General features: G+C 39.6%; 18 protein-coding genes. 13 read left to right on the top strand and 5 right to left on the bottom strand.

Features of this window, described 5'->3' with window-relative positions; all coding sequences use genetic code 11:
- Nucleotides 1-9 precede the first annotated feature (9 nt).
- A complete protein-coding gene (locus tag VPAR_RS09430) occupies nt 10-2,445 on the bottom strand; it encodes a homocysteine S-methyltransferase family protein (RefSeq protein ID WP_012865040.1) in 2,436 nt (811 codons plus the stop codon).
- Between the two features lie 48 nt (nt 2,446-2,493).
- Nucleotides 2,494-3,261 carry a methionine synthase gene (locus VPAR_RS09425; protein WP_012865039.1) on the bottom strand — a complete coding sequence of 256 codons (768 nt, stop codon included), beginning with the start codon at nt 3,259-3,261 and terminating at the stop codon, nt 2,494-2,496.
- 900 nt (nt 3,262-4,161) lie between these two features.
- Here VPAR_RS09425 and VPAR_RS09420 point away from each other — a divergent pair.
- The 10 genes from VPAR_RS09420 to VPAR_RS09375 all read left to right on the top strand — a co-directional run bounded on the left by VPAR_RS09420 (nt 4,162) and on the right by VPAR_RS09375 (nt 13,268).
- On the top strand, nt 4,162-4,932 hold the full coding sequence (locus VPAR_RS09420; protein WP_012865038.1) for a ParA family protein: 771 nt from the start codon (nt 4,162-4,164) through the stop codon (nt 4,930-4,932).
- 148 nt (nt 4,933-5,080) lie between these two features.
- The gene (locus VPAR_RS09415; protein ID WP_012865037.1) at nt 5,081-6,010 is read left to right on the top strand and encodes a ParB/RepB/Spo0J family partition protein; all 930 of its coding nucleotides are present in this window, start codon (nt 5,081-5,083) and stop codon (nt 6,008-6,010) included.
- A 277-nt stretch (nt 6,011-6,287) separates the two neighbouring features.
- On the top strand, nt 6,288-7,658 hold the full coding sequence (gene hydF, locus VPAR_RS09410) for a [FeFe] hydrogenase H-cluster maturation GTPase HydF (protein ID WP_012865036.1): 1,371 nt from the start codon (nt 6,288-6,290) through the stop codon (nt 7,656-7,658).
- Nucleotides 7,659-7,869: 211 nt separating this feature from the next.
- On the top strand, nt 7,870-8,391 hold the full coding sequence (locus tag VPAR_RS09405) for a DUF4446 family protein (RefSeq protein WP_012865035.1): 522 nt from the start codon (nt 7,870-7,872) through the stop codon (nt 8,389-8,391).
- Nucleotides 8,392-8,400: 9 nt separating this feature from the next.
- Nucleotides 8,401-9,357 (top strand): M23 family metallopeptidase, encoded by a 957-nt coding sequence (locus VPAR_RS09400; RefSeq protein WP_012865034.1) that lies wholly within the window; start codon nt 8,401-8,403, stop codon nt 9,355-9,357.
- Between the two features lie 172 nt (nt 9,358-9,529).
- Complete coding sequence (locus VPAR_RS09395) at nt 9,530-10,108, top strand: cob(I)yrinic acid a,c-diamide adenosyltransferase (RefSeq protein ID WP_004694402.1); 579 nt, start codon at nt 9,530-9,532, stop codon at nt 10,106-10,108.
- Nucleotides 10,109-10,137: 29 nt separating this feature from the next.
- Nucleotides 10,138-11,271: a hypothetical protein gene (locus tag VPAR_RS09390; RefSeq protein WP_012865033.1), complete on the top strand. Its 1,134-nt coding sequence runs from the start codon at nt 10,138-10,140 to the stop codon at nt 11,269-11,271.
- A gap of 75 nt (nt 11,272-11,346) precedes the next feature.
- Nucleotides 11,347-11,724 (top strand): GerW family sporulation protein, encoded by a 378-nt coding sequence (locus tag VPAR_RS09385; protein WP_004694406.1) that lies wholly within the window; start codon nt 11,347-11,349, stop codon nt 11,722-11,724.
- A gap of 280 nt (nt 11,725-12,004) precedes the next feature.
- Nucleotides 12,005-12,463 carry an OmpH family outer membrane protein gene (locus VPAR_RS09380; RefSeq protein WP_004698051.1) on the top strand — a complete coding sequence of 153 codons (459 nt, stop codon included), beginning with the start codon at nt 12,005-12,007 and terminating at the stop codon, nt 12,461-12,463.
- A 283-nt stretch (nt 12,464-12,746) separates the two neighbouring features.
- Complete coding sequence (locus VPAR_RS09375) at nt 12,747-13,268, top strand: nitroreductase family protein (RefSeq protein WP_012865032.1); 522 nt, start codon at nt 12,747-12,749, stop codon at nt 13,266-13,268.
- A gap of 163 nt (nt 13,269-13,431) precedes the next feature.
- On the opposite strand, the gene VPAR_RS09370 is transcribed toward VPAR_RS09375, so the two are convergent.
- The 3 genes from VPAR_RS09370 to VPAR_RS09360 form a co-directional block, all read right to left on the bottom strand.
- Complete coding sequence (locus VPAR_RS09370; RefSeq protein ID WP_012865031.1) at nt 13,432-13,719, bottom strand: cupin domain-containing protein; 288 nt, start codon at nt 13,717-13,719, stop codon at nt 13,432-13,434.
- A 76-nt stretch (nt 13,720-13,795) separates the two neighbouring features.
- Nucleotides 13,796-14,461, bottom strand: coding sequence for a hypothetical protein (locus tag VPAR_RS09365; protein ID WP_008714572.1), 666 nt, complete (start codon nt 14,459-14,461; stop codon nt 13,796-13,798).
- Nucleotide 14,462: 1 nt separating this feature from the next.
- Nucleotides 14,463-15,419 (bottom strand): DUF1858 domain-containing protein, encoded by a 957-nt coding sequence (locus VPAR_RS09360; RefSeq protein ID WP_012865030.1) that lies wholly within the window; start codon nt 15,417-15,419, stop codon nt 14,463-14,465.
- Nucleotides 15,420-15,811: 392 nt separating this feature from the next.
- On the opposite strand from VPAR_RS09360, the gene sfsA reads away from it, so the two are divergent.
- The 3 genes from sfsA to gyrA all read left to right on the top strand — a co-directional run bounded on the left by sfsA (nt 15,812) and on the right by gyrA (nt 20,876).
- On the top strand, nt 15,812-17,074 hold the full coding sequence (sfsA, locus tag VPAR_RS09355) for a DNA/RNA nuclease SfsA (protein ID WP_012865029.1): 1,263 nt from the start codon (nt 15,812-15,814) through the stop codon (nt 17,072-17,074).
- Nucleotides 17,075-17,430: 356 nt separating this feature from the next.
- Entirely contained in the window at nt 17,431-18,237 is an 807-nt protein-coding gene (locus VPAR_RS09350) for a hypothetical protein (protein ID WP_012865028.1), read from the top strand.
- A gap of 170 nt (nt 18,238-18,407) precedes the next feature.
- A complete protein-coding gene (gene gyrA, locus VPAR_RS09345) occupies nt 18,408-20,876 on the top strand; it encodes a DNA gyrase subunit A (RefSeq protein WP_012865027.1) in 2,469 nt (822 codons plus the stop codon).
- The last annotated feature ends 41 nt before the right edge of the window (nt 20,877-20,917 follow it).

Raw genomic sequence — 20,917 nt, 5'->3', positions numbered from 1 at the left:
TACTATAAATTATTTTTCTAGTGTTTCAAAGAAATCGTTAGCGTGGTTAACAGCAGCGATGCCGTCCTTAGCGTAGATATCTGCGCCCGCTTGGTCTGCGTAGTCTTGAGATACTACAGCGCCGCCAACCATGACCTTAGTTTTAAGGCCTGCTGCACGGATAGCAGCGATAGTATTGTCGATTTGTGGCATTGTAGTCGTCATCAAGGAACAAATACCTACTAGAGCGGCTTTGTTATCTTTAATGGCTTGTACGATAACTTCTGGGTCAACGTCTTTGCCAAGGTCGACGATTTTGTAACCGTTGTTTTCAAGCAATGCTGCTACGATATTTTTACCTAAATCGTGAATGTCGCCTTTAACTGTAGCCACGACAACAGTGCCTTTATCTAGGCTTTCACTAGCAGGAATAATTTCTTTAATCGTGTTGAAAGCAGCCTGCATTGTTTCAGCAGCAAGCATTACTTGTGGTAAGAATAATTTACCAGAACCAAACTTATCCCCTACTACGTTCATTGCTTCGGATAAGCCTTTTTTCGTAAGATCTAATGGGTCGATACCATCTGCTAAGGCTTTTTTTACAAGATCAATGATAGCTTCTTTTTCGCCTTGTTCTACACATGCGCGAATATTGGCTAAAGGATCATTACTATCGAATGATTTTTTTTCTGGCCCTTTAGGAGCAGAGTTACCAGGAGCAGTCGTTTCGTCTTCATAGCCGTATTCTTTAATAAATTCAGCAGAACCTGGGTCCCATCCTAGTAAGGTAGTACTAGATACAAATGCTTTTTTTGCTGGATAATTGAGTGGATTCATAATCGGTGTTGTTAAGCCACATGCAAGGGCCATTGTTAAGAATTGGCCGTTTAAATATGGACGTTGAGGCATACCGAAGGAGATATTGGACAAGCCCATTACTGTTGGAAAGCCAAACTTCTCTTTATATAATTGTAGCGTACGCAATGTTTGGCGTGCACTATCTTCACCGCTAGCAAGTGTTAATACCAATGGATCGAGTAATAAGTCGTGTGGTTGAAGACCATAACCATAAGCGCGATTTACGATGCTTTCAGCTAAAGCAACGCGATCCTCTGCTTTTTCAGGTAAGTCACCACTACAGATTGGCAAGCAAAGCAATGCTGCACCATACCGTTTAGCTAATGGCATTACGTGAGTAATAGACTCCTCCTCCCCATTTACGGAGTTGATGAGAGCACGACCTGGATAGTTTTTAAGCGCTACTTCCATAGCTACTGGGTCTAATGTGTCAATGGATAATGGAGTTTCTACGAGCATGGATAATTCGAAAATGGCACGTTCCATTAAGGGTGATTGATCCATGCCAGCTACGCCCATGTTTACATCGAGGATGTCTGCACCTGCCTCTACTTGATCTAAGGCATCGCGTTTAACACGGATGAAAGAGCCATCGCGCAATTCTTGAGCGAGAACTTTACGACCTGTTGGGTTAATACGTTCACCAATGATAAGCGGTTTTGTATTGTGACCTAATTCTAACAATCTAGTACGGCTTGTAATAATTGTTTTAGGTTCGATATGAGCACGCTCTTTAGGTGTATGTGCTTTTACAGCATTGGAAATAGATTGGATATGAGCTGGTGTCGTACCGCAGCAACCACCAACATAACTAGTGCCTGCATCAACGATATCGAGCATCAATGGTCCCATTTCTTCTGCTGTAAGTGGGAATACAGTTTGTTTATTAATCAGTTGTGGCATACCGGCATTTGGTTGACAGCTGATTGGTAAGTTTGTAACACTTGCAATCTCTTTGATTAGCGGTGTGATTTGCTCAGGTCCAAGAGAACAGTTAATACCGATGATATCAGCACCAATAGCTTCAACAATTGAAGTTGCTACTGCTGGTGGTGTACCAGTAATAGTACGACCATCTTCGCTGAAAGAAAATTGACAGATGATTTGTACATCCTCTTTTGTTTTTCCCGCTGCTTCACGAGCATCTAAAGAGGCTAATAAAGCGGCACGCATTTCCTGTACATCAATAATAGTTTCAATGATGATGAAATCAACACCACCTTCGATTAAAGCCTCGGCTTGCTCGCGGTATGTGTCGTAAATATCATCAAAACTCATATTGCCTAATGGTTGTAAGAAACGACCTGTAGGACCCATAGAGCCTGCTATACGAGCAGATGGTTTAACTTCTGCAATCGCTTCTTTGGCTACTTTTACAGCAGCAATATTTATTTCTCTTACACGATCTTGTAAGTCATAATCTTCTAGTTTAAGCCCACAAGCGCCGAACGTATTTGTTGTGATTACATCACTGCCATGTTGTAAGTATTGAGCGTGAATATTCTTTACTACTTCTGGTCTTTCTACGTTAAATAGCTCCGGACAATAGCCCTCTTCTAAGCCTGCTGCTTGCAGCATTGTGCCCATAGCACCGTCAAATATATACATAAATATCTTCCTTTAACATCCTAAAATTAAAATGTTTCACGTGAAACATCACTCTGTTGGTTGACCTTTCATAGCGATGCCAGAAATATCAGCAGTAGTTTTGCTACCTTCCTCTTCTCCCCTATCTTGGTCGTTAACTGTTGCTTTCTCTGGTAATTTACGAGAAGCGCAGTCTTGTTGTGAACAAGATGTACAGCCTCTTTTTGTTTTAATATCTTCATTTGCTGGCATTAAACCAATAATAGCTGTTACAGATTTACGTGGGAATAATAAATAGTTTTCTGTAACTTGTAAGCCAATTAGCTCAGTTTTAATAATGTTAGCTAATTCAGGCTGAATCTCTAATGGCCAATTGCCATAACCAGGACTAAAACGCCAGGTTGGCTTATATCCCTGTTTCTTAGCAATCGTATTGATTACTTCGTTTACCTGATCAGCTACCTGTTCTACAGCAGTTGTCGCCGCTGCATCAAGTAATAAACCTACCGTATAGTTACCTTGTTTAAATAACTGCTCACTACGAATTTCTACATCTTCTCCGACTGTTACGCCCAATACGTATACTTTAGTAGATTTTTCTAGATGTTTTTCGATGATAGAACCTTCAATTTTTAGGGGTGGATTACTTAAAATAGTCTTTGTTTCTGCATCGTAATCATATTCTTGATATACACCTCTAGGTGTAGCCAATAATTGGATTTCCTTACATGCTTCGTCAACATAGTTTTGTGGGAAATCCTCAGCGTGACGAAGTCCTGCGTATCGTTTTACTTCTGCTTTGTCGATGGCAGGAAGCATTCCGTTATAGATGGGCATGGAAACGCCTCCTCTTCAAAATAAAAAGCTCTGCGTGTCCGTAGAGCATGTGCTTACTATTATCAATTGTATATAAATCTTATAAAGTAATTTTTCTAGACTCTTAAGATTATCAATCTAATTACTATCTAACTAATAGTATATAGATATGGATAATACCTGTCAAAGTATATAGGGCCTGTATTCTCATATAATTTAGTAGTATATAGATATAGTTTAAAGTTATATCAAAATGCTTTTTGATCGTAAAAGTTATTGGCAATGAAGTTCTTATGTATTTAATGTTAACCTTAATGTTTCACGTGAAACAATTTGTTAAACATAATCTAATAGTTTGTTATGAATATATAAGTATATTAATGTTAGTTCATTATATTTCGTATATTATTGTTATATATAATGTTACCGATCAAAAGTTGATTACTTTATACCTTTCACTAATAGTGTTGTTCTATAAATAAAAAAGATGATATAAAATAATTTTGTATATATTTGTCTATTGGTATAGTTTATATTAAGGTAATAATTTTTTACTGTAAAATTTTTTATTAATTTTACAACTTAATTTTTGCGTTAGATTTTAATCCTTAAATTTTTCACGTGAAACATTTAATCGTAAAACTTATAAAACATTTGATGTAATTTTTCTTATTTTGTGTTGTACTTATATAGTAAAGGAATAAATTGTTATGTTTCACGTGAAACAATAAAAAATAAGCGTTGTAATTATATTAATGAAGTTATTTACCTATAAGTTTATGGACATAATATAAATGTATGTGGAAAATAATGTATTAGATAAAAAATTAATGAGAAATTGATTTATAAATACCGTAATTAGCATTGTTTTATGTTATAATGGAAAAGAAATATTTTGAACGAAGATGTGAGGTGAATTAAGTGGGCAAAGTTATAGCTATTACTAATCAAAAAGGCGGTGTTGGTAAAACTACAACATCAGTAAATTTAAGTGCTTGTTTAGCTGATGCAGGTAAGAAAGTGTTACTGGTTGATTTGGATCCACAAGGTAATGCTAGTTCTGGGCTAGGTATTGAAAAGGATGATTTAGAGCTCTGTGTGCATGATGTTCTAATTGATGGAGAACCAATTGCTGATATTGTACAACCTACAATGCTTGAAAACCTATTTGTGGCGCCTGCAACAATTCAACTAGCTGGAGCTGAAGTAGAATTAGTTTCCGTTGTTTCACGTGAAACAATGTTGAAAAAAGCATTGGTGTCAGTACGAGATACATATGATTTTATCGTTATTGACTGTCCACCATCTCTCGGGTTATTAACATTAAATGCCTTCACTGCTGCTGATAGTGTATTGATTCCGATTCAAAGTGAATTTTACGCATTGGAAGGAGTTAGTCAATTAGTTAAAACGATAACAATTGTACAACAAACATCTAATAAAGATCTTGAAATTGAAGGCGTATTATTGACTATGTTTGATGGCCGTACAAATTTATCTATTCAAGTAGCCGATGAAGTAAAAAAATTCTTTGGTAATAAAGTATATAAAACAATTATTCCTCGTAATGTACGTTTAAGTGAGGCACCTAGTTATGGGGAGCCAATTATTGTATATGATCCAAAATCCAAAGGTGCTGATGTATATACGAAATTAGCTAAAGAGGTAATTAAAGCATCCAAAGCTAAATAAGTACTAAAACTGAATTAGTATTTAAAGTTAAGTAAGCATCTGGTGATAAGTAGGTATCAAATGCTAAATAAATTGGTTCTTTGATAGTTTAAGAAATTTACTTATTTATAATTGGTAAATATTTGTAAGGTCGAGAGAGGTTAGTTGTATGCCAAGAGAAATTAAAAGCAAGAAAAGCAAAGCGTCCGGATTGGGGAAGGGCCTTGAGAATTTGATGAAGGTTGACTCTGTAGAGTCTGTATTGCCTGATAAGGAGATACATGAACTGCCGATTTCTGAGCTAGTTCCAAATGTAGATCAACCACGTAAAAGTTTTGATGAAGATAGTCTAGCTACATTGGCTGAATCAATCAAGAATCTTGGTATTTTCCAACCGATTGTAGTTCGTAAACAAAAGAATAAATATCAAATTGTAGCTGGTGAGCGCCGTTATCGTGCTGCTATGATTGCTGGATTGAAAACAGTACCAGTTATTGTTAAAAAATATAATACCGAAGAAATGACAGAGGTTGCTCTTGTAGAGAACCTACAACGAGAAGGATTAGATCCCATTGAAGAAGCGTTGGCTTATCAAGGATTGATGGATACTTATAAGCAAACGCAAGAAATGATTTCCGCTCGTCTTGGCCGTAGCCGTTCATATATAGCTAATATGGTTCGTCTTTTAAAATTATGTGATTCTGTACAAAAAGATCTTATCGAAGGTGATTTGACGGTTGGTCAAGCTCGTCCATTATTAGCGTTAAGAAGCGCAGCTCAACAAATGGAAGCAGCTGAACGTATTAAAGAGGGCGAGCTAAGCGCTAGACAAGCAGAGGCCCTTGTTAAGTCTATGCAAAATAAATCGTCTAAAGCAAAGGCTGGTAAAACTCAAAATACGGCAGAGGTTCGTGCTTTAATGGACCGTTTAAAACTAAGTTTAGGATCCCCTGTGAATATTAAATTCCGTGCAGGTAAAAAGGTACAAGGAAAAATTGAAATTGCTTTCTCCTCTGAAGCTGAATTAGAAAGACTTATTACATATATGGATGGGCAAGATCAAACAAAAGATGCGGAAACAATAGAGTTTAGAGTATAATTGGCTAGCAAAAGCAAAAGCAAAAGCAAAAGTCATAACAATAGTAATAGCCGTAATACCAACAATAATAGTAACGATAATAATAACAACAACAATAACAATAATAACAGCTATAGCAATTGTAATAGTCGTAATAATAACAATCTGAGGTAAAAGTGTAGTCTACGGGCTGCGCTTTTACTATATGTAAGAGAATTATTAAATAATAAGATAAGGCGTAAGAAGTTTTATAATATATTTTGCAATATATATGAAGGTTAAGTAACGAGGATAGGTTATGGAACAAACACCTAAGGCAAATCGTATACATATTGGTTTTTTTGGCCGTTGTAATGCGGGAAAGTCTACATTGATTAATATGCTAACTGATCAGCCTGTATCGTTAGTGTCCGATGTGGCAGGGACTACAACTGATCCTGTGAGTAAAGCTATGGAAATCTTGCCACTCGGCCCTGTGGTGATTACTGATACAGCTGGTATAGACGATACAACTGAATTAGGTACATTGCGCATGGAAAAAACAGAAGAGGTTTTGAAAAAAATTAATCTTGCTGTTTATGTGCTTCGCACTGATGAAGAACCAACTTCGGATGATATGCATTGGTTAGGTCTTTTAAAACAAAATAATGTACCTGTCGCACTTTTTATAAATGAAATTAATTCGACTAAATTCGATAAGCATTTATATAAAAATGATATAGATGAGCTTAAAGAGAATATAGTAAAGTCTAAAGGAACTATAAAAGAATCCGTAGACAATATAAGTAAGGTTACAAACAATTTAGATGATTCTAAAGATATTGTCGAAAAAGTTATAGTGGGGGAGGGCTATATAGCTGCCCATACAGGCTTATCAGATTTAGCTACTGTTATTGGTTCTGCTGACTTCACATCTGATGCTAAGCGCTTAGAGTTGCTTGATCTACTCGGTGGGCTAACACCACTTGATGTAGAAGGGGAGCAAACTCTTTTACAAGGTTTAGTTGAAGAGGGGGATACAATTATTCTTGTATGTCCTATCGATAGTGCTGCACCAAAGGGGCGACTTATTTTGCCACAGGTGCAGACTATCCGAGAAATTCTTGATTACAAGGGTTTAGCATTAGTATGCCAAACAGAAGAATTACCGGCTATGATTCACTCTCTTAAGAATCCACCTAAAATGGTAATCTGTGACTCCCAAGCATTTGATCGGGTTGATGAGTTGACCCCCGATTCGATTCCGTTGACGTCCTTTTCTATTTTGATGGCACGGTTCAAGGGAAAATTACAGGATTTAGTAACTGGTGTTAAGGCTATTAAAAATTTGAAAGCTGGCTCCAAGGTGCTCATCAGTGAAGGTTGTACTCATCGTCGTCAATGTGATGATATTGGGACTGTAAAAATACCTAATCTTTTAAAGAAGCAAGGTCATACAGATTTACAGCTAGAATTCACTAGTGGGGGAGCATTCCCAAAGGATGTATCTCAGTATGATTTGATTATTCACTGTGGAGCTTGTATGCTCACACGCCGTGAGGTGTTACGTCGTATTGAATGCGCTGTTGTACAAGGTACGCCCATCGTAAATTACGGTGTACTCATAGCAGCTCTACATGGTATACTAGAACGAGCAATAAGCCCATTTGTTGACGAACTAGAGGGCTAATAAGTAGCATTGTAATATGTATGTAACACATACATTTAGATATACATTACATGCTTGTTATATACATTGTTATATAGGTATCGTTTATCTATATTAGATATATTAAATATTAGATATATTAAATTAAATTGCATGCAGTCATTTAACTTTCACAATAGGAATGGTATAATTAACTGTTGGAGTTTTGATGATTGTATAGGAAGGAAAATACATGTTCGAATCGATTCAACCGTGGATAGGCATGGTTACCATCGTTCTTGTTATAGTGTTATTCGTATATTGTGTAATCTTACACATCCGTTTAGGTAGCTTGAAAAAGAAATACGATTTCTTTATGCAAGGAGAGCATGGTGCGAGCCTAGAACGTAAATTATCTGTAGAGGTTAGTGAAATTCGCGATGCTGCAAAGGGCCTTGAGTCCTTGTTATCCGAGCAAGTGGCAATCCGCAATATTCAGAGCAATACGATACAAAAAATTGGCTTTATTAAGTATAATGCCTTTGAAAATATCGGGAATGATTTGTCCTTTGCTCTTACCTTGCTAGATGGCAACAACAATGGCATCTGTATCTCCAGTATTTACGGTCGTAATGAATCTCGTATTTTTAGTAAACCTATTGTGAAAGGTAAAAGTTTAGTAAGTCTTTCACAAGAGGAATTAGAAAGTTTGAACGAAGCGTTGGGTGAGCGTACCAATGAGGAAGCGTTGACGAGCGCTATCGTCTCGAAATAAGGAAGTTTTATGTTGAAATTACCGGCATTCATTTCAAACAAAGTTGAAAGAAATGGTGACAAATGCATATTGACATTAACTACCAAACAAGCGAAACTCGTTGCCATTATTGGTTCTGTAGTATTGGTCTTGGCATTGGTACTCGGTATTTGGGGCATCGTGCGTCAGGCTGAGGTTGTGCAATTACGACAACAAACGCAATTGCAATCGGAACAGTTGAAATTGTTACAACAAAAAACAGAGGTTCTGGATAAGAAAATTCAAAACTTAAATCAAATTAGTGAAGAGAATAAGCAAATGTTAAAGGGTGCTGAATCTGGTACACCAGCTCAAGGTGGCGGGGATGGTAGCGACCCAAAGCAGGAAGCCGCTGATAATAGCGAAGTACAGACGTTAACAGCGGCACAATTATCGGCTCGACTGTCCAAAATGGATAAGGAAGCACAAAAATTGCTTGTTAGCTTCTATACGATGCGCAATATTCTTCGTGATGGTGGCGCACAAGATTTGATGGCATTACAATCCATCAACTTCTCCGCTGGTTCTGGTGGTGCTGTGAATAGTACGACACCTAGTATTTGGCCGAGTAAGGGTGTTATTACATCTCCATTTGGTAGCCGTGTTGATCCTGTTACGGGTGCTATTGGTGCATTCCATGAAGGTATCGATATTGCCGATGACTATGGTTCCCAAATCGTAGCTACTGCGGCAGGAGTGGTAACCTTTGCAGGGTATACAAGCGGCGGTTATGGTAACCTCGTTGAAATCGATCATGGCAATGGCTTTGTTACCCGTTATGGCCATAATAGTGCCGTATTGGTAACAGTAGGGATGAGCGTGAAACAAGGTCAAACTATAGCTTTGATGGGTAGTACTGGTAAAAGTACGGGTGCCCACGTTCACTACGAGGTACGCCTCAACAATACGCCTGTAGATCCTATGATTTTCTTACCAATTAGCAATTAGATACGCAAAATCAATTGTGATACACATAAATCAAATACTATATACTCAAAATTAAATACAATACATATGAAAAGAACTTGTTATGCGTGCACATGCGCTTATAGCAAGTTCTTTTTCTTTCTTTTTGTATATATATATTGTAAAATAAAAGTATATGAACGGAGGTATATCTATGAAGGCCTATGTACAAGTTTATACCGGTGAAGGCAAGGGCAAAACGACTGCCGCAATTGGCCTAGCTATTCGTGCCATCGGGGCTGGCAAGAAAGTCCTCTTCTTACAATTTATGAAATCTAAAGTATATAGTGAACATACTATTTTACCTACCTTAACAAATTTAACGTTAGAAACTGTGGGCAAGCCATTCTTTATCATCAAAGAAGGGATGAAGAGTAAGGATGAACTTGCTAAATGGGGCGATGAAGTCGTTGTCTTTGAGTCTGGTAACCCTCCGAAGGATTATGTAGCTCTCATTGAAAAAGGCTATGAACGTGCACTCGCTGCGATTAGCAGTGGTGAGTACGATCTCGTTGTACTTGATGAGTACAATATGGCTCTCTTCTTTGAACTCATTACATGGGATAAAACTAAAGCTTTACTCGATGCTCGTCATCCAGAAACGGAACTCGTATTTACGGGCCGTGGGGCTCCTCAAGAATTAATTGATGAGGCAGATCTCGTAACGGAGATGAAAGAGATTAAACATTACTACCTACAAGGTGTAATGGCTCGAAAAGGTATTGAAAACTAATCATAGGAACACCTAAGGAGGTGATGTGGTTGAGTACAGTGGCTATTGTGGTCCTCGTTATTGTGGCCATTATTGTAGCACTCATCTTGACTATCCTACTGGCACCAATCACATATAGCATCGAAATTGATGGACGGACACCATATCGTGGTGAGCTGCGCATCAAATGGCTGTGGCGCGTATTTTCACTCCACTTAGCGTACATTCAAAATAAACCATTTTTTAAGGAATTATACGTTTTAGGTATACTTAAGATCGGTCCTGTGAAAGATTATGAACAATGGCTTGAAAATCGTGTAGATGAAGAATATCAAAAGGTAATGGACGATGATGGCGACATGGCAGAAGCCTTTGCAAAGGCTATGCAAGGAGGCGGACAAGGTCCAACTACAAGCTCCAGCGGCACAAGCTTTGATGACTTGAAGAGCGCCCAAGGCTCCAATACAATCTTTGATGATGAAGAATCACCAGGGGCGGGGAGCTCACCTAGGGCAAAGGAGCGCATTGAGCGACCTGATGCGGTTTCTAAGGATATGGATGCACAAGCTCGTGCTGATCGATATGACTCGATTCAACAAGATCCAACGGCTCACATTCAAGATGATGATGAAGTAGTAAGTCGTGTTACTTTTAATAGTGACGGATCTATCAAGGAAAAGGTATTTACGAAGGTAAATGATATTAAAACGACTGTGAGACAACGTTTTGGAAAGCCTGATCCTAATGATCCGGTAGCATCATTCAAGTCTGAAATTCCTACATTCTGGTTCATGAAACACTTGAGAAATACAGAGCTGTGGCGTCAGATATTCCTGGTGTCGAAACGATGCTATAACCACTCTAAACCACGTGATATGGCTATAGAGGGCCGATTTGGTATTGGCGATCCGTATCGGATGGGGCTTATTGCATCTATGTTGTATAGCATTTGGCCTGAGCAAGCAGAGTCTATTGAGATAGATTATGTGAACTGGGTAGCTGAAGGCAGTGGTTATATCAAAGGTCGTATGATTCTTGCCGTATTGGCGTGGTATGGTACTAGATTTTTGGTATCTAAACCTATGCGTTCTCTATTGGGTGAAAGTGCTCGTGTTTTCTGGGTTAAACGGAAGGAAGCAAAGCAACTAGAAAAGCTAAAAGCCGCACAAGGCCAAACAGCGTAAGGATATATTATGTCAATTGAGTATATGAGCTGTATTATTATAGCTATGATACTTTCACAAAAAGGAGGTACTGTGATGGAGAACAGTAATGTAAAAGAGAATTTGGAAGTCCTATTCGAGAAGTTTAAAAATATGATTAAAGTGGAAACTGTAGTTGGTGAAGCTGTGCAAATCGGCGATACCACGCTCGTTCCATTCGTTGACGTAACCTTTGGTTTCGGTACTGGTACAAACCACTGCACAGCCAATAAAAATCAAGAATCTGGCGGCGGTGGCGGTGGTGCCAAAATGGAACCAAGTGCGATCCTTGTTATTAAAGGTGACCGCATCGAATTGTTCAACATTAAGGGTAACCCTTACAGCAGCAGCTTTGATCGCCTTATCGGTTTGGTGCCTGATCTCGTATCTAAATTGAAATCCGATAAATACATCTATTTAAATGATGAACAATAATTCGGTGAATAATAAACCATAATTTGATGACAAATTATAAATAATTGGTGAAAGCCGAAATGCCCACATGTGTGTTCTGAATATGTCTGTATCGACTGCTTTAAGGGTCTCAGAGTATGCTTGTGGGTATTATTTTAAGTTCTCATAACTTTCATAAGTAGTTCATAGGCCTTTATTATGCTATTTATCATAGTCTTGTGAAAGTTAGCAAGATTTGTTATAGTAAAAATAGTACACTATTGGATTGTATAGTGACACTTTTAATCGAGGAGGATTTCAGATGAAATTATCTAAAAAATTGACTACCTTAGCTATCGTTGGTGCTATGTCTGCTACTGCTGCAGTAGCAAGTGCTGCTAACATTGGCTTAGTAAATATGAGCCAAGTAGTAAATAGCTACCCTGGCTATGGTGCATTAGATATGAAAATGCAACAAGTAGACGCTCAATACCGTCCACAAATTGAAAAAAAAGTACAAGAAATTGAAAAGATTAAAGACTCTGCACAAGCAGAAGCAGAATTCAACAAAACTGTAGCTCCATTGCTTCAAAAAGAAAACGAAGAAATCAATAAAATTGCTCAACCTATGATGCAAGCAATTCATAACACTGTTGAAGCTATCCGTGTTGAAAAACAAATGGACGTAGTATTGGATGATCCATACACAATTCGTGCTGCTGACGCAAACAGCAAAATCGAAAACATTACTAACGAAGTAATTAGCCGTCTTAAAAAATAATAAGCACAAAACCCCCTAACTGAGTAATCAGATAGGGGGTTATTTATTATATAAGATACTTACTGTTTTAAATATATTCTGTCTTGCCTATATACTGTCTAAACGTTACAGTTTATATAGTCTAGGTTATGTATCCTAGGTAGAAATTTGTACACTTGGTAGAAGTGGTACAGGACTTCTTTTGGTACATAGAGAATTATTATACTATGAGGATTATATAAAGGATTATATAGTGAATTTCTTTACAATATATTAGCTTATTTCATCTAAGGAGTGAGATTTAATGAAAGAATTTAAAGCATTAGCCACAGAGCGGTATTCGGTTCGAAAATTCGATACTCGACCAGTGGAGCAAGAAAAGGTAGATATTTTGTTAGAAGTAGCTAGATTAGCACCTACGGCTCATAACTACCAGCCGCAAAGACTGCTTGTATTAAATACTGAAGAGAGCTTAAACAAACTAAAAGGCTGCACAAATGGTCACTTTAATGCACCGCTGGCAATCATTGTTTGTTACGATAATACGGTGAGCTGGAAGCGGGAATACGACGATGAAGATTTAGGCGTTGTAGATGCCAGCATTGTAGGCTCTCACATTATGTTTACCGTAGCCGATATCGGTTTAGGTACAACGTGGATTGCTCACTTTGATCCTGCTAAAGTACGCAAGGCATATAACTTGCCTGATAATATCATTCCTGTAGCCATCTTCCCAATTGGTTACCCTCATTCAGACTGTGTTCCTGCACCAGGTCATACGAAACGCTTTGATGTGGGGGAATTTACAACTTATAACTCCTTTTAAAAGAATACTCTTTAGATTGTGTATTATCCTGTGGGTATTTAATAACTATGGATATAACTGAACCACTAAATAGCTATATAAAACCTAATAACTATATTATTTCTTTTTAATACATACACCATATAAAAAGGACAGTTGCTTGTATCAACTGTCCTTTGGTATTTTATTCAGGTTTGTGAATGAGGTTTACAACGAACTCGCTGTCTTCTACGAGTGTTGCTTGGATGTAGTTATCGCCGTTGAATTCCAATACTTGGCCTGGTACGAGTACATGTTCTTCCGTTTCGTTAAGGAACACTTGTACTTTACCTTTTACAACTGTAAAAATGACATTAGCTTCAGGGTGGGTGTGTTTTTCCACCTTTTCACCAGCTTTGCCACCTTTTTTTACGATTACATAGTTAGGGCCTTGGAATAATAAACCTAATTCTTGATTAACTGTGCCTGCCATAATAGACCTCCTAATTCTAGCTTTTTGTCCATTTTCATCCGCTTATATTTTTTTAATCAAACGAACTGTCATGGATTTATTTTTTCTTAATTGTATATAAACGTGTACCGTTTTCTTCTGTTGTTACAAGTTCAAAGGCTGGATCGATAGCTTTTACAAAAGCTTCAAACCATGTTTGGTAGGCTAATGCCATGAATTTAGGGTCAACGCCCGCTGTACGCCAGTAGCCTGCTTGTAATCTGTGGTCGCCAACCCAGGTAAATTCTTCTGGGCTTTCAGAAACCACTTGGTCACCACCATCGCAAGGCATGCCATTTACGTAGAAGTTTTGTAACGCATTGTAAATCGCAGGTGCAGTGTGTTCTTCAAGGCTGTCTTGAGCCACAACGCCACATGCTTGGCCTTGTACTGCAAAGGCATCGAGGATAGCGGTTACTACGTGTACTGCTTCATCGCCAGAATTTGTGTCGAGCATGTCTTTGATGAAAGCCGCTTCGCGAACGGAAGCAATGTTGATTTGGTTAGCTAACCAGCCGTGAATATTGCCGTGGTCAATGATGTTTTCCAAAGGAATGCTTGGATTGATTGGCTCGCCGTATGTATCTACGGAGATGGAGTGTAGTTCCTCCGCCAAATCATCAACAACTTTAGAAGTTTTTTCTAAAATCAAATTTTCACGCTCAACAAGCAATTGAATTTTGCGATATAACCAGTAATGGATGTGACCTAAGAATGCGGACATATTAAGCTCCTTTTCGTGCTGTTTCTAATTTCTCTACTAAATCGTATACATTAAAACCGTGGATTTCTGCGGCTTGCCATAATGGCTCAGCTGTTGCAGAAGGGCAACCTAGGCAACCCATACCAATACCTTGTAATACAGGTACAACATTTGGATAGGTTTCAACGATGTCGCGAATAATTGTGTCTGGAGTGATAGGGGCACCTGCTTCGAGGCGTGGTGCTTCCACTTCAGGATCGTTACCTTGACCTGGTAAGAATACAGGTGGTTCTTCGGACTTGCTTTCAGCTGGAGCCCCTTCAAGGTCGCCCAATACAGCTGCTTTGAAAGCCTCTAAACCAATGCGGTCGATGAATTCGCCCATGCGTTCGATTTGTGCGTTTTCTTTATAGTATGCGATGATTCGATCAACTAATGCAAGAGCTTCTTTTTCTGTTTTAACTTCTGCGATGAGGTCGCCGATGCGAGGATGCGCGCCGCCGCTACCGCCAGCGTATACATTCCAACCTTCTACAGTACCGATAACGCCCACATCTTTCATGCGGCTTTCAGTACAAGAATTTGGACAACCGGACACGCCGATTTTCATTTTGCTTGGCATTTCAAGGGACAAGTACTTGCGTTCGATTTGCATGCCAAGATGTACGCTGTCTTGTTTAGCGCGTTTACAGAAGGTAGTACCTGGGCAGATTTTTACGCTGCGTACGCGGTTAGATACAGTGTACGCTGGCTCCATGCCAAGCATCTCCCACGCTTTATCTACGTCTTCTGCTTTCAAATTCGTAATCATAATGCGTTGGCTGCCAGTTAATTTAAGAACGGCGCCGAACTCATTCGCTACGTCGATATATTTTTGTAATTGATCAGGTTGAATGAAACCTCCTGGAATGCGAGGTGTAATTGCATAACGGCGTTGGCCGTTTTTAATGCGTTGTAAATTTGCTGCAATTTGTGCCATGATAAATCCTTTCTCGAGCCCTCTCTGCGGAGAATAGTGGCTAAAACTACTTAGTTAATCTATAAAACTCTTTATATATTAATTATTTACGCCCTAGGGTTTTGTGAAAGCTTCGCACATATATACGGACAAGTGGGATGAGATCAACTAGGCGATGCCTTAACAAAACCCGACGTAATGATCAGTATGGGTATTTAGAATACTGACCCGACGCTCTTAGTATAAACCATTTTAACAAACAATAATGTAACCCAAGCTACAAAAATAGAACTTTTTAATATTAATTATTGATTGTTACTAACTATAATTATATACGATACTGTTTATAGATGAAACCCAAGGGTAACATATCGTATAATAGACACATAGAATGTTTTGATGTAGGAGAAACGATGAAAGTCCTTTACGATACTATTTTAAAAGCAACATATATAGGTCGCCCGAATCGTTTTGTGGTGACTTTAGATTTGAATGGTGAAAGCATACTCGCTCATTTGCCAAATCCTGGTCGCATGTGGGAGCTTTTGTTTACGGGGGTAACGATGTACATCGTCCCTCACGACAAGCCGGATGCAAAGACGAAATACCGCGTGATAGGTATAGAACGTGATGGCGTTGTTATCATGCTCGATACAAACTACAGCAACGATGTGGCGCAACATTTAATCGAAAATAAACTGATCCCTGGTTGGGAGGAGTGGCGCGTAGTGAGACGGGAGTATACGGTTAAACTACACGGCACATCATCTCGCTTTGACTTGCTCCTCACCAATGATAAGGGCGATGAGTTCTTACTAGAGGTTAAGTCCTGTACTTTGTTCTCCAAAACGGGTGCCATGTTTCCTGATGCTATTACAGAACGGGGTCGCAAGCATTTATTGCATCTGAAAGAATTGCAAAATGAAGGCTACCACACAGGCGTTCTATTCCTCGTACAATGGGACCAAGCGCAGTGGTTCTTGCCAGATTATCATACGGACTTGGAATTTGCCCGTACCTTTAAAGAGGTAGCACCTTTTTTAGATTGGAAAGCCGTTGCTGTGGCTTGGGATGAAACTTTCACCATGCCTACGGTGACACATGAATGTTCCTATCCGAGTAGCGTCCTCGATACAGAGGCTCATGATAGTGGCGTGTATGTGATGGTCATGCACCTCGATCACGATCTAGATCTCGAAATCGGTTCTAAAGGGATGATGCATTTCAAATCTGGTTACTATATGTACGTTGGTTCTGCGAAGGCAAATTTGACGAAACGCATTGAACGTCATAAACGAAAACGGAAGAAAATGCACTGGCATTTAGATTACTTCCGAGGTTACTGCGAAATGATAGCGGGTTTGCCGATTCGTACTAGTGGACGGCCGCAGGCTATGACAATTTCCGCTCAGGAACGGCGTAAAGGTAAATTTTCTGATGATGACTCGGCTGTTCGTGAAAGCGCAGATGTAGATTTAACTAAAATTGACGTAGAATGTGCTCTCGCTGATGCGGTGCGAGCTATTGCGGAATGGAATGTACCGAACTTTGGGTGCAGCGATTGTGAATGCAACAGCCATCTATTCGGAATGAGCGAAAACCCGATACATAATAAAAAATTTATGAATGTGATAGAAGATTTTCGTATGAATAGATTGGATGCGCTAGTTAAGTGATTGTTGTTAATGGCGAATAACCGAAAATAGTATGGATGGGGCCCGAATACAAATATGCTAGATTGTTAAAAAAGGGATTCCCTTATCTCTTCGCTCCAAAGCGAGCTAAGTCGCTCATCAATAAGGGAATCCCTTTTTATAACGTTAAATGTGAATTCGTCCCATCCATACCTATGTTTTCTATTAACTAGTTGCCTCGACCATTAACAACAAAAACCCTTTTCCTTTCGCATGGGGCGAGGCCCCTGATTGGGAAAAGGCAGTGAAGTAGAGTATCAACAATCAGCTGATTTTATCAATAATTGTGGCTACATATTTGATACACATGGAATATTTGGAGAGAGGTGTGGTTGTGTATGCCTTTGTTTGTTAGGTTTGTGTTGTTGGTTTTGGTGTGTGTTTGTAGTGTTGTGTTGAGTGGTTGTTCTTTCATTTGGACGACGGAGAATGGTGATCCTGCTACACCAGAGGATATCAAGTCTAGTGTGGAGAAGGAGTTTTCGGTTGTGCATCCGAATCTTGTTCTCCAGTCGTCTGTGGTAGAGAAGGAGAAGCCATTCCAGCGAAATGTGTATGTGTTTTATGATGAAAGTAATGGTTTTTCCTTTACCACAAATTCTGTAGTGAAGTGGCCAACCTTGCCGGCCCCTGGTGGTGAGCGAAAAAATGATGCGAATTTTACGTATTCACAAGCGTATTTAGTTCATTTGAATGGTTCGTTAGTGGAGCGTGCTAAGCAGTATGGCATGCGGATGGCGACGCACGAGGAAGCCTTGGAGTTAGCTAAGTCTAAAGCGACACGTGTGGCAGGTACTAATAAGATATCTCTATTCACATATGATGAGATTATCTTTGTAGACGAATCTGTAAAGGGTAAAGATATTCTAACCTTTATGAAATCTATATATAGTTTGTATAAACCGCAAGACAACCCAGCGTTATTGCACCCTCCTTCTGATAGAAGCGTAGGCTTTTATTATCTACCAAAAGAAGAAGCGGACAAAACAAAAGCTAAGTATTTGATCGCCTTTCGATTTATGGCAAAAAATGATTGGAAAGAAACTATGCTAACAGGCATTGGTAGTACTGGTAATGACACTTCGGCTGTGGAACGAGACTTTGTTAGCATTTTAGATCATATGATACAACATGCGGCTCATTAAATAAGAGATAGAGGTTACTATATTTTATAGAATTAATTACAGTTGGGCAACAGTTGTACAATTGGGCCATGTAATGGGAAGGAACTTTTACAAAATATAGCGTTATATACGCAAAAATGCTATAATTATATGATGAATTAGTATCAGTGTTAGTAAAATGAGGTGAGATTGTGGCAGACCAACAATGGTCCCACGGGAATATTCATCCCGTTCAGATTGATAAAGAAATGAAGAACGCGTATATCGATTATGCAATGTCCGTAATCGTTATGCGTGCACTTCCAGATGTGCGCGATGGCTTGAAACCAGTACATCGCCGTATTTTGTACGCGATGCACGAAACAGGCATGACGCCAAATAAACCGTACAAGAAATCCGCTCGTATCGTCGGTGACGTACTCGGTAAGTATCATCCACATGGTGATAGCTCCGTTTATGATGCGACGGTTCGTTTGGCGCAAGATTTCAATACGCGCTACCTCTTGGTTGACGGTCACGGTAACTTCGGTTCCATCGACGGCGATAGTGCCGCTGCGATGCGTTATACCGAAGTACGTATGGCGAAGATTACAACGGAAATGCTTGCCGATATCGACAAGGAAACTGTTGATTTCATGCCGAACTATGATGAAAGCTTGCAAGAACCAACAGTATTGCCAGCGAAGATTCCAAATCTTCTCATCAATGGTTCTAGCGGTATCGCCGTAGGGATGGCAACAAACATTCCACCACATAATCTCAATGAGGTATGTAATGGCCTAGCGATGCTCATCGACAATCCGGATGTGACTGTAGATGAATTGATGACCGCTATTAAAGGGCCAGACTTCCCGACTGGAGCGCTCATTTTGGGCCGAGAAGGCATCAAAAAAGCGTATTCCACAGGTCGTGGTAGCGTTAAAATGCGTGCTCGTGCAACCATCGAAGAGATGTCTAAGGGTAAGCATAAGATCGTAGTGACTGAGATTCCTTACCAAGTGAATAAGGCTCGCGTAATTGAAACAATTGCGAACTTGAGCCGTGATAAGGTAATCGATGGCATTACAGCACTTCGCGATGAATCTGACCGTCAAGGTATGCGCATCGTTATTGAATTGCGTGCTGATGTGCAACCAGATATCGTTCTTAACAAACTATATAAACACACTCAACTTCAAGAATCTTTCGGCGTGATTATGCTGGCCCTCGTGGATGGTCATCCTCGCGTATTGAATTTGAAAGAAGTATTGGGTTACTACTTAGATCACCGTCTAGATGTAATTGTACGCCGCACTCAATTCGAGCTCAACAAAGCCGAAGCGCGTGCACACATCTTAGAAGGCTTGTTGATCGCTCTCGACCACATCGATGAAGTTATCGCTACAATCCGCAGTTCTCAAACTGACGAAATCGCACGTAACGCATTGATGCAAAAATTCGGGCTTTCAGAAAAACAAGCGGTAGCCATCCTCGACATGCGTTTACGCCGTTTAACAGGCTTGGAACGCGAAAAAATCGAAGAGGAATACAAGGAATTGTTGGCATTGATCGAAGACTTGAAAGCTATCTTGGGTAGCGAAGCGCGTCAACGTCAAATCATCAAAGACGAACTCGATGATATGAAGAAAAAATACGGCGACCCTCGCCGTTCTGAAATCACAATCGATACGTCTGACCTTGATGTAGAAGACCTCATTGCTGACGAAGAAATGGTTATTACCTTGACTAAACAAGGTTACATCAAACGCATGAACGCGAATGTATATCGCAACCAACATAAAGGCGGCGCTGGCGTTATCGGCATGAAGACGAAGGAAGACGATTATGTAACGCAAATTATGCATGTGCGGACCCATAATACATTGTTATTCTTCACATCTGCAGGCCGTGCATATCGACTCAAGGCATACGAAGTGCCGGAAGCAGGTTCCCGCAACTCTCGCGGTACCGCTATGGTTAACGTATTGCCACTCGCTGTAGGTGAATCCGTTACGACTATGATCGACCTTGAACGTGTCCATGAAGATGTAAATTTATTTATGGTCACTGAATTTGGCGTTGTCAAACGTACGGCTATTGAAGAATACCGTAATATCCGTCGTTCTGGCCTCAATGCGATTAACCTCGACGAAGGCGATCGTTTGATTTCCGTTAATGTAACGACTGGCAATCAAGACATCTTGATTGGTACTAAGTTGGGTATCGCTATTCGCTTTAGCGAGCATGATGTGCGCCTTATGAAACGGGCGGCTCACGGTGTGCGTGGCATTAAATTGAATGCAGGCGACGTAGTTGTAGGCGCTGGTGTTCTTAATACTGATGAAAGTGAAGCACAAGTGTTTACTATCTCTGAAGAAGGTTTTGGTAAACGCAATGATGCGGAAGCTTATACATTGCAAAAACGCGGTGGTAAAGGCTCTAAGAACTTCAAGATTACGAACAAAACAGGCGACGTAGTGGCCGTAGAGGTTGTTCATAATGATGATGAAGTTATGCTTATTTCTGAGCAAGGCAAAATCATCCGCTTCAACATGAACGATATCGCTGTGAAGAAAGGCAAAGCTATTTCTGGTGTGAAAACACAAAACCTCGACGAAGGCGATAAGGTAGCTAGTATTGCTGTTATTCCAGGCGCTGAAATCGAAGAAGAAGTAGAATAATATAAAACACTATATAACTATTGAGTAACCATGGGCGACCA

Source organism: Veillonella parvula DSM 2008 (assembly GCF_000024945.1).
Taxonomy (GTDB): domain Bacteria; phylum Bacillota; class Negativicutes; order Veillonellales; family Veillonellaceae; genus Veillonella; species Veillonella parvula.
The sequence above is the reverse complement of the archived record's forward strand: the minus strand, read 5'-3'. Positions and strand labels throughout refer to the sequence as shown.

What these genes read in the sequence shown, in the direction of transcription:
- VPAR_RS09430 (WP_012865040.1), bottom strand. Translation starts at nt 2,445, where the DNA reads ATGTATATATTTGACGGTGCTATGGGCACAATGCTGCAAGCAGCAGGC.
- VPAR_RS09425 (WP_012865039.1), bottom strand. Translation starts at nt 3,261, where the DNA reads ATGCCCATCTATAACGGAATGCTTCCTGCCATCGACAAAGCAGAAGTA.
- VPAR_RS09415 (WP_012865037.1), top strand. Translation starts at nt 5,081, where the DNA reads ATGCCAAGAGAAATTAAAAGCAAGAAAAGCAAAGCGTCCGGATTGGGG.
- hydF (WP_012865036.1), top strand. Translation starts at nt 6,288, where the DNA reads ATGGAACAAACACCTAAGGCAAATCGTATACATATTGGTTTTTTTGGC.
- VPAR_RS09405 (WP_012865035.1), top strand. Translation starts at nt 7,870, where the DNA reads ATGTTCGAATCGATTCAACCGTGGATAGGCATGGTTACCATCGTTCTT.
- VPAR_RS09400 (WP_012865034.1), top strand. Translation starts at nt 8,401, where the DNA reads ATGTTGAAATTACCGGCATTCATTTCAAACAAAGTTGAAAGAAATGGT.
- VPAR_RS09395 (WP_004694402.1), top strand. Translation starts at nt 9,530, where the DNA reads ATGAAGGCCTATGTACAAGTTTATACCGGTGAAGGCAAGGGCAAAACG.
- VPAR_RS09385 (WP_004694406.1), top strand. Translation starts at nt 11,347, where the DNA reads ATGGAGAACAGTAATGTAAAAGAGAATTTGGAAGTCCTATTCGAGAAG.
- VPAR_RS09380 (WP_004698051.1), top strand. Translation starts at nt 12,005, where the DNA reads ATGAAATTATCTAAAAAATTGACTACCTTAGCTATCGTTGGTGCTATG.
- VPAR_RS09375 (WP_012865032.1), top strand. Translation starts at nt 12,747, where the DNA reads ATGAAAGAATTTAAAGCATTAGCCACAGAGCGGTATTCGGTTCGAAAA.
- VPAR_RS09370 (WP_012865031.1), bottom strand. Translation starts at nt 13,719, where the DNA reads ATGGCAGGCACAGTTAATCAAGAATTAGGTTTATTATTCCAAGGCCCT.
- VPAR_RS09365 (WP_008714572.1), bottom strand. Translation starts at nt 14,461, where the DNA reads ATGTCCGCATTCTTAGGTCACATCCATTACTGGTTATATCGCAAAATT.
- VPAR_RS09360 (WP_012865030.1), bottom strand. Translation starts at nt 15,419, where the DNA reads ATGGCACAAATTGCAGCAAATTTACAACGCATTAAAAACGGCCAACGC.
- sfsA (WP_012865029.1), top strand. Translation starts at nt 15,812, where the DNA reads ATGAAAGTCCTTTACGATACTATTTTAAAAGCAACATATATAGGTCGC.
- VPAR_RS09350 (WP_012865028.1), top strand. Translation starts at nt 17,431, where the DNA reads ATGCCTTTGTTTGTTAGGTTTGTGTTGTTGGTTTTGGTGTGTGTTTGT.